This is a genomic window from Amycolatopsis sp. NPDC059235, from assembly GCF_042754125.1.
In the GTDB taxonomy this organism is placed as follows: Bacteria; Actinomycetota; Actinomycetes; order Mycobacteriales; family Pseudonocardiaceae; genus Amycolatopsis; species Amycolatopsis albidoflava.
Window position 1 is genome coordinate 111,252 of the sequence record NZ_JBHZAG010000012.1, and the last position, 15,987, is coordinate 127,238.

At 69.1% G+C, this 15,987-nt stretch carries 15 protein-coding genes; 8 read left to right on the forward strand and 7 right to left on the reverse strand.

Annotated elements, in window-relative coordinates; all coding sequences use genetic code 11:
- Positions 1-25 precede the first annotated feature (25 nt).
- From purF to ACFXI3_RS11460, 5 genes are all read right to left on the reverse strand, one after another.
- Positions 26-1,570: an amidophosphoribosyltransferase gene (purF, locus tag ACFXI3_RS11440; protein ID WP_344266235.1), complete on the reverse strand. Its 1,545-nt coding sequence runs from the start codon at positions 1,568-1,570 to the stop codon at positions 26-28.
- 701 nt (positions 1,571-2,271) lie between these two features.
- Complete coding sequence (locus tag ACFXI3_RS11445) at positions 2,272-2,661, reverse strand: hypothetical protein (protein WP_378399453.1); 390 nt, start codon at positions 2,659-2,661, stop codon at positions 2,272-2,274.
- The gene (locus tag ACFXI3_RS11450; RefSeq protein ID WP_020664000.1) at positions 2,648-2,887 is read right to left on the reverse strand and encodes a DUF397 domain-containing protein; all 240 of its coding nucleotides are present in this window, start codon (positions 2,885-2,887) and stop codon (positions 2,648-2,650) included. Before ACFXI3_RS11450 ends, ACFXI3_RS11445 begins: the two co-directional genes overlap by 14 nt.
- A 488-nt stretch (positions 2,888-3,375) precedes the next feature.
- Complete coding sequence (locus ACFXI3_RS11455; protein WP_378399454.1) at positions 3,376-4,254, reverse strand: helix-turn-helix domain-containing protein; 879 nt, start codon at positions 4,252-4,254, stop codon at positions 3,376-3,378.
- Positions 4,255-4,409: 155 nt separating this feature from the next.
- Positions 4,410-4,790 (reverse strand): sterol carrier family protein, encoded by a 381-nt coding sequence (locus ACFXI3_RS11460; RefSeq protein WP_378399455.1) that lies wholly within the window; start codon positions 4,788-4,790, stop codon positions 4,410-4,412.
- 59 nt (positions 4,791-4,849) lie between these two features.
- Here ACFXI3_RS11460 and ACFXI3_RS11465 point away from each other — a divergent pair, with 59 nt between their 5' ends.
- Both ACFXI3_RS11465 and ACFXI3_RS11470 read left to right on the forward strand, forming a co-directional pair.
- Complete coding sequence (locus tag ACFXI3_RS11465; RefSeq protein ID WP_344266251.1) at positions 4,850-5,503, forward strand: type VII secretion system-associated protein; 654 nt, start codon at positions 4,850-4,852, stop codon at positions 5,501-5,503.
- A 101-nt stretch (positions 5,504-5,604) separates the two neighbouring features.
- Positions 5,605-6,411: a lysozyme gene (locus tag ACFXI3_RS11470; RefSeq protein WP_377926826.1), complete on the forward strand. Its 807-nt coding sequence runs from the start codon at positions 5,605-5,607 to the stop codon at positions 6,409-6,411.
- Positions 6,412-6,457: 46 nt separating this feature from the next.
- On the opposite strand, the gene ACFXI3_RS11475 is transcribed toward ACFXI3_RS11470, so the two are convergent.
- Positions 6,458-6,592 carry a hypothetical protein gene (locus tag ACFXI3_RS11475; RefSeq protein ID WP_344266254.1) on the reverse strand — a complete coding sequence of 45 codons (135 nt, stop codon included), beginning with the start codon at positions 6,590-6,592 and terminating at the stop codon, positions 6,458-6,460.
- Between ACFXI3_RS11475 and ACFXI3_RS11480 the strand changes: the two genes are divergently transcribed.
- From ACFXI3_RS11480 to ACFXI3_RS11495, 4 genes are all read left to right on the forward strand, one after another.
- A complete protein-coding gene (locus ACFXI3_RS11480) occupies positions 6,585-7,475 on the forward strand; it encodes a lysozyme (protein WP_378399456.1) in 891 nt (296 codons plus the stop codon). The two genes, ACFXI3_RS11475 and ACFXI3_RS11480, sit on opposite strands and share 8 nt — an antisense overlap.
- A 190-nt stretch (positions 7,476-7,665) precedes the next feature.
- Positions 7,666-8,517, forward strand: a complete 852-nt coding sequence (locus ACFXI3_RS11485) for a hypothetical protein (protein ID WP_378399457.1) — start codon at positions 7,666-7,668, stop codon at positions 8,515-8,517.
- A 4-nt stretch (positions 8,518-8,521) separates the two neighbouring features.
- Entirely contained in the window at positions 8,522-9,451 is a 930-nt protein-coding gene (locus tag ACFXI3_RS11490) for a pentapeptide repeat-containing protein (RefSeq protein ID WP_378399458.1), read from the forward strand.
- 16 nt (positions 9,452-9,467) lie between these two features.
- Positions 9,468-10,130 (forward strand): nitroreductase, encoded by a 663-nt coding sequence (locus ACFXI3_RS11495; protein ID WP_378399459.1) that lies wholly within the window; start codon positions 9,468-9,470, stop codon positions 10,128-10,130.
- Between the two features lie 43 nt (positions 10,131-10,173).
- On the opposite strand, the gene purL is transcribed toward ACFXI3_RS11495, so the two are convergent.
- The gene (gene purL, locus ACFXI3_RS11500) at positions 10,174-12,456 is read right to left on the reverse strand and encodes a phosphoribosylformylglycinamidine synthase subunit PurL (protein ID WP_344266269.1); all 2,283 of its coding nucleotides are present in this window, start codon (positions 12,454-12,456) and stop codon (positions 10,174-10,176) included.
- Positions 12,457-12,588: 132 nt separating this feature from the next.
- Here purL and ACFXI3_RS11505 point away from each other — a divergent pair, with 132 nt between their 5' ends.
- Positions 12,589-14,223, forward strand: a complete 1,635-nt coding sequence (locus ACFXI3_RS11505) for an ABC transporter ATP-binding protein (protein ID WP_378399460.1) — start codon at positions 12,589-12,591, stop codon at positions 14,221-14,223.
- Positions 14,220-15,962, forward strand: coding sequence for an ABC transporter ATP-binding protein (locus ACFXI3_RS11510; RefSeq protein ID WP_378399461.1), 1,743 nt, complete (start codon positions 14,220-14,222; stop codon positions 15,960-15,962). Before ACFXI3_RS11505 ends, ACFXI3_RS11510 begins: the two co-directional genes overlap by 4 nt.
- The last annotated feature ends 25 nt before the right edge of the window (positions 15,963-15,987 follow it).

Consider the following 15,987-nt stretch of genomic DNA (forward strand, 5'->3'; position numbering starts at 1 on the left):
GGACTCCCTACTGGACATGCTTGGTTCACGGACGCCGGACGGCGTCTTCGGCACCGTACCCGGCCGCACTGACGGGAGCGGCCGCGCCACCTGCGGCGTCCATGCTTTCGAGCAGGTGCTTGCCGATGAGCGCGTCTTCGGGCAGCGCGATCGGGTACTCGCCGGAGAAGCAGGCCGTGCACAGCCGCGACTTCGGCTGCTCCGACGCCGCGACCAGGCCGTCCAGCGAAATGTAGCCGAGCGAATCGGCTCCGATCGACCGGCGGATGCCGTCGAGGTCGACGCCGTTGGCGACGAGTTCGGCGCGCGAGGCGAAGTCGATGCCGTAGAAGCACGGCCACCGCACCGGCGGCGACGCGATCCGCACGTGCACCTCGAGTGCGCCTGCCTCGCGCAGCATCCGCACGAGCGCGCGCTGGGTGTTGCCGCGGACGATCGAGTCGTCCACCACGACCAGGCGCTTGCCGCGGATGACGTCGCGCAGCGGGTTCAGCTTCAGCCGGATGCCGAGCTGCCGGATGGTCTGCGACGGCTGGATGAAGGTGCGCCCGACGTAGGCGTTCTTGACCAGACCGGTGCCGTACGGAAGGCCGGAGCCCTGCGCGTACCCGATCGCGGCCGGGGTGCCGGACTCCGGCACGGGCATCACGAGGTCGGCGTCCACCGGGTGCTCGACGGCCAGCTTGCGGCCGATCTCGACGCGCGTGGCGTGCACACTGCGGCCGGCGATCGACGTGTCCGGGCGCGCGAGGTAGACGTACTCGAAGACGCAGCCCTTGGGCTCCGGGTTCGCGAACCGCGACGAACGCAGCCCCTCGGCGTCGATGGCGATCAGCTCGCCCGGCTCGACCTCGCGCACGAAGGACGCGCCGCAGATGTCGAGCGCGGCGGTCTCGCTCGCCACGACCCAGCCACGCTCCAGCCGGCCGAGCACCAGCGGGTGCACGCCGTGCGGGTCGCGGGCCGCGTACAGGGTGTTCTCGTCGGCGAAGACCAGGCAGAACGCGCCCTTGAGGGTGGGCAGCAGCTCGAGCGCGGCGGCCTCGATGCCCTTGTCGGCGGCGTTCGCGGCGAGCAGCCCGCAGACCAGGTCGGAGTCGCTGGAAGACCCGGTGAGCCCGGCGTGCGGCTTCAGCCCCGCGGCGACAGTGCGATCGCGCAGCTCGGCGGTGTTGACCAGGTTGCCGTTGTGCGCGAAGGACAGGCCGCTGCCGGTGTCCGTGGTGCGGAAGATCGGCTGGGCGTTCTCCCAGATCGTGGCTCCGGTCGTGGAGTACCGGCAGTGCCCGACGGCGATGTGGCCCTGCAGCGACTGCAGGACCTGCTCGTCGAAGACCTGGCTGACGAGCCCGAGGTCCTTGAAGACGACGATCTGCGAGCCGTCCGAAACGGAGATGCCCGCTGCCTCCTGCCCTCGGTGCTGCAGGGCGTAGAGGCCGTAGTAGGTGAGCTTGGCGACTTCTTCCCCGGGAGCCCAGACGCCGAAGACGCCGCACTCCTCACGGGGTTCCGGATCGGGTTGATCTTGATCTTCGGGTCGAGCAGGACTGGCGGAGGGGTCGGAAACCACCGGGGAGCTCCCAGGAAGACGCGGGCGGGCCAGGTCCAAGTGTAAGGGGTGGATCGGTCGGGGATCGGGGTTGCGGCGTGGTTCTGACCACTACGGGGGAGGTCGTTGCGGAGCGGTGATCTGGTTTTGGAGCGGGGGTCTCGTTCCGGGATTCGGCTCGTCGCCTGGCGGCGACATTGCCGTTCTTCTCCTGGGTGGGCACCCCGAAGCCGATTGTGATGACGGTCTGAGGGTGGTTGTCAAGGCGGGAAAGATGCCTTGACAACCACCCTCAGACCGCATTTTGGCTTCGTATCGGGGTGCGGGGCGGGAGTGGCTGCATGGCTGAGTTGGGGGTGCGGGATTGCGGTTTAGGGCGCGCGGCTGGAGCGCGTGGGCGCGTCGGGGTTCGCGGCATGCACCCAACGCCACATTGGGGCGCATCGGCAGCGGCGGCGGTGAGCGGGCGGGCCGTGAAGGGCCCCTTGAGGGAATCCAGGTCCGTGAAGGGGTCCCTCACGGCGTGCGCGGGTCGTGAGGGGAACCCTGAGGGACTCAGAGTCCGGGAAGGTGGCCCTCACGGCAGTGGGCGGGCCACGTGCGGCGGCGCGAGGGGGGGCAGAAATGAGCCAGGCCCCGCACGAAGTGGATTGGGCCACTTCGTGCGGGGCCTGAAATCTGGGAGGCACCGGTGGGGACAAGCGCGGGGAGAGGAGGGCGAATCAGCTAGCGGCTAGCCACTTCGAGCGGCCGCCTCGGCCGGGGACCCAGCAGCCTGTGGTGGAGGCTGCGGCGGAGGCCGGTTGGCGCTCGGGGAGGGCTAGTACTTCGCCCAGTACCTGGCTTGCTTCGCCGCGCGAGCGCCACAGTGTGGACGCGGGGGCGAAGATGTTCTGCTCGCTGCCAGGGATGCGCGTGGCCTCGACGTCGTCCTCCGCGTTCAGACGGACGACGTCCACCAGGTTGTCGTGGACTCGCACTCCGACGACGGCCTGCACTTCGCCGCTTCCGTTCGTCGGGTGGACGAACCGGTAGCCGCGGTCGATCAGTTTTTGCAGGCCTTGCTCGATGTCGAAGGCGGGTCCGACGACGTTGTTCTCAGCCGAGGACATCGTCGAATTCGCCGTCCTTCGCGCCGGCGAGGAAGGCCGCCATCTCCGCGCGCGTGTAGACGAGCGCGGGGCCCTCCGGGAAGCGCGAGTTCCGCATCGCGATCTCGCCCGAGGTCAGCGGGGCTACTTCAACACAGTTGCCTACCGCGCCGCTGTAGCTCGCCTTGCGCCACTGGGCGCCGGTCAGACGGTCGGCCGGAATACCGTTCTCGAACCGCTCAGCCATGATGCCACCTTCCGGGAAGGACGATGAAAAGCTCAGGAATCTGCATGTGCATCTGCCCGCGACTTTGACGCTAGCACGCGCGCATGCAGCGGTAAATGCACGTGCAGAATTTTCTGCAAATTTCTCACTGCGTGACGACACGGTTCAGTAGAAGTTCCCAGACAGGTGATTCGAGCACTACCCGAACGGGCTAAATATTACCTTGGGTCACGATATTGGCATCCTGATAACGCACCGCGTTCGTGACTCGCTACCGCTGGGTGCAGCGGGTGAATGAAGAACACTGACCGTGATGACCGAAGGGGCGAGAAGAAGACCGGGAACCGGGTCAGTGGAAACAGGCTTCCGGACTTATGCACGCTCGGTGATGAGAATGGAGGCGGGCGTTCTCCATTCGGCTATCGCTCGCCCGGATGGCTGGGGCGGAATTCTTGGTGGGGAGAATTTCACCGGAGCCGAGCGCTCGGTGCGGTGAAGAGAGACAGCGCTTAGATCTCGGCCTTGCGCTTGGCGATGCGGGCCCGGCTGCGCTCGGGAGTCTCGGCGTCGACAGCCAGCAGGTCCAGCGCTCGGCCGTACTTCTCGATCTCGTCGCGCTTGTCCAGGTAGTGCGCGCCGGTCAGGTACTCGACGTAGACGATGTTCGGCAGCTCCGCCTCGGCGAAGCGCAGCAGCGAGAACGCGTGCTCGGCCGACAGACCGCTTCGGCAGTACGGCAGGATCTGCACCGCCACGTGCGGCAGCGTGGTGACCTCTAGCAGGTATTCCAGCTGCTGGCGGAATACCTTGGGGCCGCCGATCGGCCGGTACAGCACCGATTCGTCGAGCACCGCCCAGATCCGCGGCGCGTCGGGGCGGGCCAGCATCTTCTGCCGCCGCATGCGCAGGGCTACCAGCTGGTCCACGCGTTCGTCGGCCATCTCCGGGCGGCCGTGGCTGAAGATCGCTCGCGCGTACGGCTCGATCTGCAGCAGGCCGGACACGAACAGCGGCTCCCAGATCTGGATCCGGGACGCCGCCTCCTCAAGACCGACGAGGTCGGTGAACCATCCGGGCACTGTCTCCCCGAACTTGCGCCACCAGCCCGCTTCGTTCGACTGCTTGACCATGTCGAGGAACGCTTTGCGCTCGTCGTCGTCCGAGACGCCGTACATGGTGAGCAGGTCGGCGACGTCGCGTTCCTTGAAGCCGACGCGGCCGAGTTCCAGCCGGGAGATCTTGGATTCCGAACCGCGGATGTTGTAACCGGCCTGCTGGCGCGTGATCCCGGCTTCCTCGCGCAACCGGCGAAGCTGCGAGCCGAGGATCATCCGGCGCGCTGTCGGGCCGAGGCTCTGCTCGCCGGCGGACACGCCTACCGCGTTCATGACCAGGGCCCTTCCATTGCCGCTCGTACGAAATCCGACTACCCAAAGTACACGCAAGGCACTGCCCGGACAGCGTGGCACAGGCCCGCGTTCAGGGGATTCTACGGAGTGTGTGCCTCAGAAGACACACCCGCGGGAACAATTCCGGCGGAAAATCAGATCCGCACGACCGGAAGCCAGTGCGAAAGGTCCGCGCGGCTGCCCGAGGCGGATACCCGTGCGGCGCTGAGCGCGTCCTCCCAGTCCAGCAGACCGGTGGCCAGTTCGAGCCACGTCCGCGGATCGGTCTCGATCACGTTCGGCGGCGTGCCGCGGGTGTGGCGCGGGCCTTCGACGCACTGCACCGCGGCGTACGGCGGCACCCGGACCTCGACGGTGTGCCCGGGTGCGTCCTGGGCGAGCGTCCGCAGTGTCGCGCGCACCGCCGCGGCCAGTTCGGGGCGCGCCGGATCCGGTCCGGCGCCGCGCAACCAGTCCGAAACGGCCAGCACCGCCGCTCGTAACTGAGCGGGATCGACCGAACGCGAAGAGGCCATGCGACAACAGTAGAGTGGCCGCGGACGGAGTTTCAGGCACCCGGCACCGAGGGACGGCGATGGCGCAGCGGGACGAGGCAGATCGGATGGTTTCCCGGACCCCGGCGGGCAAACGCGCGCGCCGGAACGCGTATCCGCGCCGCGGGCCGCAAGGAAAACCCGAGATCACTCCCGAGATGCGGGCCAACGCGCGGACCAACCCGAACAGCTGGCTGTATGTCATCGACGAGGCCTTCGACGCGCGCGGTCCGGTGCCGTCCTGGGCGGTCGTCGGCGCGTATCCGGTGAACGGGACCGGAGAGGTCGTCGAGGACTTCCACCCCAACGACCGGTACCGGCCCTCGCCGAAGGCGCTCGGTTTTCCCGAGCCGCGCAACGAACTCGAGCGGCTGCTGCAGATGGTCCGCACCGAACACCGGCCCGCCGAAGACCTGCCGCGCGTCATCCTCGATTCGACGCTGCTCGTCTACGCCCTGTCCCCGGTGCAGCGCACGGTGATCGGCTTCCACAACGCCGACGGCCGAGTCATGGTCCCGGCGTACACGGCGAAGTCGCTGGTGCCGCGCGAATGGCCGCACGCCCGCGCGGTGCTCGGCCGCGACATCGTCGGGCTGCTCGCCGGACATCCGCTCGCGGTCAACCCGCACGACCTGATCACCGCGGTCGTGCCGGCCGAGCACCTGATGAAGGCACTGGCTGAAGAACGGCGCTGACCTGGGCAGACCACTCTGCCGAGTGATCATGATTCGCCGAAATCCGCGCATCCGGGCATCGTGACGCAGTAGGAGTACACGCGTCCGGTGAGGAGCCCTGGGTGAAGCGTCATCTGCTGCTGCGCTGGAGCGCGGTTCTCTTCGCCGGGATCGCCGGCACGTCCCTGTGCGAAACGGCGGAGGCCGCGCCGAGCTACGCCGGGGCCGCGGACAACTACGCCGGTTCGCAAATCGCGAAGCACGAAGGCGTGCTCGGAGCGCCGAACATCTCCTATACGACGGCGGATCAGTACCTCGGGCACGACGTCAGCGGACACCAAGGTCCGGTCGACTGGCCCGCCGCGGCCGGCGCGGGCGCGAAGTTCGTGTACGTGAAAGCGACCGAGGGCACCGGGTTCGTCAGCGGGCAGTTCGCCCAGCAGTACAACGGTTCCTACCAAGTCGGGATCGTGCGCGGCGCCTACCACTTCGCGCGCCCGGACGTGTCCGACGGCGCGGCGCAGGCCAACTACTTCCTCGCGCACGGCGGCGGCTGGTCGGCCGACGGCAGGACGCTTCCGGGCGCACTCGACATGGAATACAACCCCTACGGCGAAACGTGTTACGGCAAGGACGCGAACGGGATGGCCGACTGGGTTCGCGCGTTCTCCGACACCTATCGCGCCCGCACCGGACGGCTGCCGACGATCTATACCTCGACAAGCTGGTGGAAACGCTGCACCGGAAACAACCCTTCTTTCGGAGGGAATCCGCTCTGGATCGCGCGCTACAACTCCTTCATCGGCGAACTCCCCGCGGGCTGGGGACAGCACGCCATCTGGCAGTTCTCGAACAGCGGCACGCTGCCAGGGGACCAGAACTGGCTCAACGGAACCCAAACAGCGCTGCGCAATCTGGCATTCGGGTGAACATTCGTGACGTTGTCACGAATTAGTCATCACCGCCCGATGAAAATCACCCACTCGACCATTCATCTTCACGGAACTTGATGACAAACGACGATTCGTCCTCAAGAATCTCCCCCGTGGCGGCTACCTGCACATAGCCGCCCTCCGCGAGGGTATCTGTGAAGGGATCGACGATGTCCACTTCCCGAAGAGGGCGGCGCACCGCGCTGCTGTCCGCTCTGACCGTCCCGGTTGTCGCGCTCCTGCTCGGCGCTTCAACGGAGGCGACGGCCGCCCCGGCCGAATCCCCGCTTTCGACGCGGGAGGTCAACGCCGTCAACGCCGACATCCAGGCGAACAACCACACCATGGGTTCGCAGATCCGGCGCGTCGAGGGGGATCAGTCCACCCCCGAGACGAAAACCGCCGCGCAGCAACCGCAACCGGCGGCCGCGCTGCCGAACCAGGTAGCGGCCGCCGTCGCCGGCATCGACGTGTCCGGCTACCAGGGCAATGTCGACTGGGGCAACTGGTGGGGCCAGGGCAAGCGGTTCGTGTGGACCAAGGCCACCGAGAGCACCACTTACACGAACCCGTACTTCGCCCAGCAGTACAACGGTTCCTACAACCAGGGGTTCATCCGCGGCGCCTACCACTTCGCCACCCCGAACACCTCCAGCGGCGCGACGCAAGCGAACTACTTCGTCTCGCACGGCGGCGGCTGGTCGCGCGACGGCAAGACGCTGCCCGGCGTGCTCGACATCGAGTACAACCCGTACGGCGCGACCTGTTACGGCCTGAGCAAGGCGTCGATGACCGCGTGGATCAAGGACTTCCACGACACCTATCACGCCAGGACGGGCCGCTGGCCGGTGATCTACACGTCGACGAACTGGTGGAACCAGTGCGCCGGCGGCGATTTCTCCAGCACCGCGCCGCTGTGGATCGCGCGGTACGCGTCCTCGGCCGGAACGCTTCCGTACAACTGGGGCTACTACACCGTGTGGCAGTACACCTCCAGCCCGCTGGACCAGGACACGTTCAACGGCGCCTACGACCGGCTGCTGGCACTCGCCAACGGCTGACCTCAGCGGCGCGCACGGACGCGGCTCCCGGTTCTCCCCGCCTCCTGCCGGGCGGGGCGGCCGGGAGCCGCTTTTGTGCGAGCTTTACCCGCCTTGCACAATGCAGACCTGGGGCGGAGACGGAACCGCCTGAGCCGGCGGGGCGTCAGACCGCGGCGCGAGTCGGTGCAGCAGGAAGGCGGAACCGGACATGACTTACCCACCGCAGCCCGGACAGGGCGGGGACCCCTACGGCCAGGGCTGGCAGCAGCCCGGCTCGGGCGGGGTGCCGCAGCAGCCGGGGTGGGACCCCAACCAGGCCCAGCCGCAGCCGGGCTGGGACCCGAATGCCCAGCACCAGCAGCAGCCGGCCTGGGATCCGAACGCCCAGCAGCCGCCGCAGCAGGGGTGGGACCCGAACGCTCAGCAGCAGTACCCGGGGTACCAGCAGCAGCCGTACCCGGGCACCCAGCAGTTCCCGCAGCAGGGCTGGGACCAGCAGCAATACCCGGGCGGGCCGGGCGGCGAGCCGCCGAAGAACAACAAGACCGGGCTGTGGATCGGCATCGCCGTCGCGGTCGTCGTGGTGGTCGCGCTGGGCATCACCGGGTTCGTCGCGCCGGGGTTCTTCCTGAGCAAGGACGACAAGGGCAGCTCGCAGGCGCAGCCGCCGGCCCCGGCTCCGTCCCAGTCCTCGGAGGCTCCGCTGCCGAGCGACTCGTCCTCGCCGTCGACGGATTCGAGCGAGGACCCCGGCTCCAGCGGCGCGTCGGGCGAGGCGAAGCAGGTTATCGACAACTTCCTCGCCAAGCTCAACGCCAAGGACGCCGCCGGCGCGACCGCGCTGGCCTGCCAGGGCACCGAGAGCATGTCGAAGCGCAGCATCGACGAGACCACCAGCGGCGACCCGCAGCTCACGCTGGGCAAGGTCACCGCGGGCAGCGCCACGACGAGCGCCCGGATCACCGGCACGCTGTCGGGCAAGGACGCCAGCGGCACGATGGTGATCATGAACCGCGGCGGCGGTTACTGCGTGGGGCTGTACCTCATCCTGGCGTTCTGACCCGGTGCGCTCGCCGCTGCTGTGGACGTTGATCGCGTCCGTGGCACTGCTGTGCGGGGTCGGTGGCTGGCTGCTCACCGACCCCGCGACCAGCCGCAGCGAAGCTCTCAAGACCGCCGGTCTCGCCGGCGGCGCGGTCGTGGCGCTGTACGCGTTGTGGCTCAACGACCGCCGTCGCCGCGTCGAGGAGGCGCGGCAGGCGATCGAGCAGCAGCGGCACGACGTCGACCGCGAGCGGATCTCCGACGAGCGGTTCGCGAAGTCGGTGGAACTGCTGGGGCACGAGGCCGATCAGGTGCGCGTGGGGGCGTTGCACGCGCTGGCCGGGCTGGCGCGGACGCGGCCGGAGTATCGGCAGACCGTGCTGGACGTGTTGTGTTCTTATCTGCGGCGGCCGTTCACTCATGGTCGCTATGAGGGTGTGGACGTTACGCCCGAAGAGGAACGCGAGCTGCAGGTGCGGCTTACCGCGCAGCGACTGGTCCGGGATCTGCTGCCACCGTCCGATGTGGACGGCCCCGGCCCGGATCTCGACCTGACCGGCGCGGTACTGGAGTATTTCGACCTTTCCCGCCGCAAGATCGGCGGATTGCTGCTTCGGCACGCTTCGCTCTACAGCAGCACGAACTTGAGCGGCTGCGTCTTCACCGGGCAGGCTTACTTCACCGCCGCGGGCACGGGACCCGGGCGTCTCGTGGGCGTTTTCCGTTGCCGTGGTGCGACTTTCCTCGACCGGGCTTGGTTCTCCGGTACCGAGTTCTCGGAGCGAGCCAATTTTTCGGACACAACGTTCGCTGGGCGGACGACGTTCAACGAGGCGATCTTCGAGGATGGAGTTTTGTTCACCGGTGCGAGCTTCTCGAACTCGGTAGACCTGCCGACAGGTTGGGAGCTGGAACCTCGGAATGGCGGATATGTCGCGGTGCCGAGCTGAGTAGCATCAAAAAACCGTGGACGTCTACGAAGCGGTGCGCTCCCGGCGGTCGGTCCGCGGCTTTCTCGGCAAGCCGGTGCCCGACGAAGTCCTGACCCGAGTCCTCACCACAGCTTTGCGCGCGCCCTCCGGGGGAAATCTGCAGCCTTGGCGGGTGTACGTCCTGTCCGGAGCGAAGCTGGCCGAGCTGAAATACCTGGTCCGGCAGCGCATCGCCGACGGCGACACCGGTGATCCGCCCCAGGTGCTGCCCTACCCGGAAGCGCTGCCTGAGCAGTACGCGCGGCGGATCGAGGAGCTGGGTGCGCTGCGCTACGGCGCGGTCGGTGTCGCGCGCGGGGACTACGCGGGCCGGGAACGGGTCCGCGTGCGGAATTGGGACTTCTTCGGTGCTCCGGTCGGCCTGTTCTGCTATCTGGACGAGCAGATGCTTCCGCCGCAATGGCTGGACGCGGGGATGTTCCTGCAGACCGTGATGGTGCTGCTGCGTGCCGAGGGGCTCGACAGCTGCGCGCAGATCGCGTGGGGCCGCTACCACCGGAGCGTCACGGAAATCGCAGAGCCGCCCGCCGGTTATGTCCTCGGATGCGGCATGTCGATCGGGTATGCCGATCCGGACGAGCCTCGGCCGTCGATCCCCCGGGCGTCGCTGGCGGAAGTGGTGACGTTTCGGTCGTGAGTGCCTACGCCGGTTCTAGCCGGCATAGGCACTCACGAGGCCCTCAGTCAAACAGCGCCGGAAGCGTCTTCTCCCAGGTCTCGCGCAGCTCCTCAAGGCTGAACTCCGTGACGCCCTGGATCTCCAGCGTGCCGGAATCCGGGTCGACGACACCGGTCTTGCGCCACGGCAGGCCGCGCGCGGTGCACATCTCGGTGAACCGCAGCTCCTCCGTGCGCGGGACCGCCACCAGCACGCGGCCGGACGACTCGGAGAACAGCTGCACGAACGGGTCCTGGTCGCGGTCGAGGAACACCCGGGCCCCGCACTGTCCAATGAGGACAGTCTCGGTGAGGGCCTGGGCGAGACCGCCGTCGGCGAGGTCGTGCGCGGCGGAGATCATGCCGTCGCGCGAACCGGCCACCAGGACGTCGGCCAGCAGCTTCTCGCGGGCCAGGTCGACGCGGGGCGGAACCCCGCCGAGGTGCCCGTGCAGCTCGCGGGCCCAGGCCGAACCGTCCAGCTCGTCGTGGGTGTCGCCGAGCAGCAGCAGGGTCTCGCCCGCTTCCGCGCCGATGCCGGTCGGGATGCGGCGGGTGACGTCGTCGATCACGCCGAGCACCGCGATCACCGGGGTCGGCAGGATCGCCGTGTCGCCGGTCTGGTTGAAGAAGCTGACGTTGCCGCCGGTGACCGGGATGCCCAGCTCGACGCACGCGTCGGCGAGACCGTGCACGGCCTGCTCGAACTGCCACATCACGCCGGGGTCGGTCGGGGCGCCGAAGTTGAGGCAGTCGGACACCGCGACCGGAGTCGCGCCGCCGGTGGCGACGTTCCGGTACGCCTCGGCCAGCGCGAGCTGCGCGCCGCGGTACGGGTCGAGGTAGACGAACTTCGCGTTGCAGTCGGTGGCCACCGAGACGCCGCGGTTGCTTTCCTCGTCGATCCGGATCATGCCCGAGTCGGACGGCTGGGACAGCACCGAATTGCCGCGCACGTAGCGGTCGTACTGCGCGGTCACCCATTCCTTCGACGCCTGGTTCGGCGACGCGATGAGCTTCAGGAAGTCCGCGCGCAGTTCCTCGGGCGTCGACGGACGCGGCAGGTTCGCGGAGGTGTCGGCGATCAGGCCGTCCTGGAACGCGGGGCGCTCGATCGGACGGTCGTACACCGGGCCCTGGTGCGCGACGGTGTGCGCGGGCACGTCGACCACGATCTCGTCGTTCCAGGTGATGACGAGGTGTTCACCGTCGGTGACCTCGCCGATGTCCGTGGCGATGACGTCCCACTTGGCGCAGACCGCCATGAACGCCTCGACGTTCTCCGGCGAAACGACCGCGCACATGCGCTCCTGCGACTCGCTGGAGAGCACCTCGGCGGGCGTCATTCCGGTGGCGCGTAACGGAACCCGGTCGAGGTAGATGTGCATGCCGCCGTCACCGGCCGCGGCCAGCTCGGACGTCGCACAGGACAGTCCGGCGCCGCCGAGGTCCTGGATGCCGACGACCAGCTTCTCGCGGAACAGGTCGAGACAGCACTCGATGAGCACCTTCTCGGTGAACGGGTCGCCGACCTGCACGCTGGGCAGCTTGCGCCGGCCCGCCGCGGATTCGTCGCCGGAGAAGGTGTCGCTGGCGAGCACGGACACGCCGCCGATGCCGTCGAGGCCGGTGCGCGCGCCGAACAGGATGATCTTGTTGCCGGAGCCGGAGGCGAACGCCAGGTGCAGGTCCTCGGTGCGCATCGCGCCGACGCACAGCGCGTTGACCAGCGGGTTGCCCGCGTAGGACGGGTCGAAGACCAGCTCGCCGCCGATGTTCGGCAGGCCGAGGCAGTTGCCGTAGCCGCCGACGCCCGCGACCACGCCGGGCAGCACGCGCTTGGTGTCCGGCGCGTCGGCCGGGCCGAAGCGCAGCGCGTCCTGCACCGCGAGCGGCCGCGCGCCCATCGCCATGATGTCGCGCACGATGCCGCCGACGCCGGTGGCCGCGCCCTGGTACGGCTCCACATAGGACGGATGGTTGTGGCTTTCCACCTTGAAGGTGACCGCCCAGCCGTCGCCGATGTCGACGACGCCCGCGTTCTCGCCGATGCCGGCCAGCATCTTGGCCTTCATCTCGTCGGTGGCGGTCTCGCCGAAGTAGCGCAGGTGCTTCTTCGAGGACTTGTAGGAGCAGTGCTCGCTCCACATCACCGAGTACATCGCGAGCTCGGCGTCGGTGGGCCGGCGGCCGAGGATTTCCCGGATCCGCGCGTACTCGTCTTCGGCGAGGCCGAGTTCGACGTACGGCTGGCTCGTTTCCGGGGTCGCCGCGGCCACTGCGGTGGTGTCAACTGTGCTGGTCACGGTATCCGTGTCAGGGTTCGCCACAACCTCAAGACTACGTGTCGACCACGTCACACCCGCAGCCGCCCGGTCTGCTCGCACGGGCATAAATCAGTCGCGCTGGACACTCCCGGCGGCTTAGCGTCAGTGATCGTGCTTTCCGCCACGTACCCCTTTCCCGCCATCCGGCTGCCGGAACGCCCGACAGCGGCTCGGTACCTGCTGGCGGTCCTGCGCGCGCGGCCGTGGCTCGTCCTCGGCGCGGCGGTCGCCGGGGCCGGCTGGTCGCTGCCGAGCGCCTTGCTGCCGCTGGTGATCGGCCGTGGCGTCGGGGCGATCGCCGACGGCGACACTTCCGCGCTCTGGCGCTGGGCAGTGGTAGCGGGCGTGCTGGGCGTGCTGCAGGCGCTGCTCGGCACCGCGCTGCACTTCGCCGCGTACGGCATGTGGATCCACGGCGCGGGCACCACGCAACGCCTGGTCACCGACCACACCACCCGGCTCGGCGCGACCCTGCGCGAGGCGGCCAGCACCGGCAACGTCGTCGCGGTCACCTCCTCGGACATGAACTGGATCGGCAACGCGTTCGAGGTGATCGGCCGCTCGTTCGGTTCGATCGTGGCTTTCGTGGTCATCGGGATCGCGATGCTCGGCACGTCGCCGCTGCTGGGCACGGTCGCGCTCGTCGGCGTCCCGCTCGCGGTGCTCGGCATCGGCCCGCTGCTCGCTCCGCTGCAGAAGCGGAAAACCGCGCAGCGGGAGAATCTGAGCGACGTGAACGCGCTCGGCGCGGACATCGTGTCCGGGCTGCGGATCCTGCGCGGCGTCGGCGGCGAACGGCGGTTCCTGCGCCGGTTCCACGACGCCAGCCAGTTGGTGCGCCGGTCCGGCGTCGAGGTCGGGCGCAGCGAATCGTGGCTCGCCGCGGCGGAGGTGCTGCTGCCGGGGCTGGTCACGGTGGCGATCACCTGGCTGGGCGCGCGGCTGGCCCTCGACGGCACGATCGGCGTCGGCGAACTGGTGGCGTTCTACGGTGTTTCGGCGTTCCTGGTGGTGCCGGTGAGCACGGCGACCGAGCAGGTCAGCGCGCTCAGCTCGGGCCTGGTCGCGGCGCGCAAGGTGTGCGGGCTGCTGTCGCTGCGCTCGAGGCTGGCCGACCCGGAGTCGCCGCGGCCGCTGCCGGACGGGCCGCTGGAGCTGGTGGACACGACCAGCGGCATCCGCGTCGAGCCGGGCAAGCTGACGGTGGTCGACCTCGGCGCCGAAGCGGAGCCGATCGCCGAGCGGATGGCCCGGTTCGCGGATCCGGACGAGGACGAGAAGGTGCTGGTCGGCGGCGTTCCGGCAGACCGCGTCGCGCTCGCCGAACTGCGGACCCGCGTGGTGTACGCGCACAACCAGGACATCTGGTTCTCCGGCGTGCTGCGCGAACAGCTGGAGCCCGCGCGTCCGGGCAACGTCGACATCTTCGCGGCGCTGCACGCGGCGGACGCCGAAGACATCGTCGAAGCGCTGCCGCGCGGGGTCGACGAGCTGATCGGCGAACGCGGCCGCGAGGTTTCCGGCGGTCAGCGGCAGCGGCTGAGCCTTGCCCGGGCGCTGGCCACCGACGCCGACGTGCTGCTGCTGGACGAGCCGACCTCGGCCGTCGACGCGCACACCGAGGCCCGGATCACCCAGCGCGCCAAGGAATTGCGGAACGGAAAGACCACGGTGGTGTTCAGCCAGAGTCCACTGTGGAGGAACGTGGCGGACGAGATTGTGAGTGCGAAGGCGGTGACGGTATGACGACGCGGCTCCCGCTCGCGTCGAGGCGCGAGGTCCGGCAATGGGCCCGGCGCACGGCCGCGCAGCACCGGCGCGAGTTCTCCCTGATGCTCGGCCTGTTCTTCCTGGCCACGCTGATCGGACTGGCCGGGCCGCAGCTGCTCGGCCTGCTGGTGGACGGCGTGGTCGGCCACGGCACGACGCTGCGGGTCGACCTGCTCGCGGTGGCGTTCGTGGTGGTGCTCGTGCTGCAGGCGTGGGCGAAGAAGGCGGCCCGGCTGCGCGGGCGGGTCTTCGGCGAACGAGTGCTGGCGGAGAATCGCGAACGGTTCGTCAAGAACGCGCTCGACCTGCCGCTGGGCACCGTCGAGGCGGCCGGGACCGGCGACCTGCTGAGCCGCGCGACCAGCGACGTCAGCAGGCTGGACCACGCGGTGCGGTTCGCCGCGCCGGAAATCCTGATCGCCACCGTCACCGTGCTGCTGACGACGATCGCGATGATCGTGACGTCGCCGCTGCTCGCGCTCACCCTGCTGGTCGCCATTCCGCTGCTGGTCCCGGTGAACATCTGGTACCAGCGGGTGATTCCGAAGGCGTTCGCGTGGATGCTCGACCGGTGGGGCGACCTGCAGTCGGTCACGCACGAGACGGTGGAGGGCGCGCGGACGGCGGAGGCGCTGAGCCTCACCGAGCGGCGGCTGCGCACCGGGCATCGCGCGCTTGACCAGGCGGTGCTCGGCGAGCGGCGGATGCGGTCGTACCAGCTGCGCTGGCTGCCCTCGCTGGAGATCAGCTACGTGCTGCCGATCGCGGCGCTCCTACTGCTCGGCCTGCTCGCGTATCAGCAGGGCTGGGCGGGGCTGGGCACGATCACCACGATGCTGGCCTACGCGCAGGCCATGACCGCGCCGCTCAACGAGGCGCTGTTCTGGCTGGAAGACCTGCAGGTCGCGGTGGCAGCGGCGCGCCGGATCCTCGGCGTGCAGCCGCCTGAGACGGCCGCGAAGGTCACCGACGTGCCGCGCGGGCGCGACATCGAGGTGCGCGACGTCCGGTTCGGCTACACCGCGGACCGCGAGGTGCTGCACGGCATCAGCCTGAGCGTGCCCCGAGGCGAACGGCTGGCGATCGTCGGGCCGTCGGGCGCGGGCAAGTCGACGCTGGGCAGGCTGCTGGCCGGAATCTCGGCTCCGACGGCCGGGACGATCCAGGTCGGCGGCACCGAGGTGTCGACGCTCGCGGACGACGTGCTGCGCGGCGAGGTTCTGCTGCTGACGCAGGAGCACCACACGTTTTCCGGGACGCTGCGGGAAAACCTGGCGCTTCCGGCTCGGCGCGACGGCGGAGACTGGACCGACGAGGAACTGACGGCCGCGCTCGCGTCCGCCGGTGCGGCGGAGTGGGCGGCCGGGCTGCCGGACGGTCTGGACACCAAGCTCGGCTCGGGCGCGTACGCGGTGCCTGCCGGTCTCGCGCAACAGCTGGCGCTGGCCCGGGTCGTCCTGGCCGACCCGCACACGCTGGTGCTGGACGAGGCGACGTCGCTGCTGGACACCGGTTCGGCACGGGAGCTGGAACGGTCGCTGAACGCGGTGCTCGAAGGCCGCACGGTGATCGCGATCGCGCACCGGCTCCATACGGCCGCGGCGGCCGATCGGGTCGCGGTGGTCGAGGGCGGGCAGATCACGGAGCTTGGGCCGCATCAGGAATTGATCGCGGCTGGCGGTCCGTACTCGCGACTGGTTGAAGCGGCGAGCTGAAGCGCGATTCCCGGACGGCAAATCC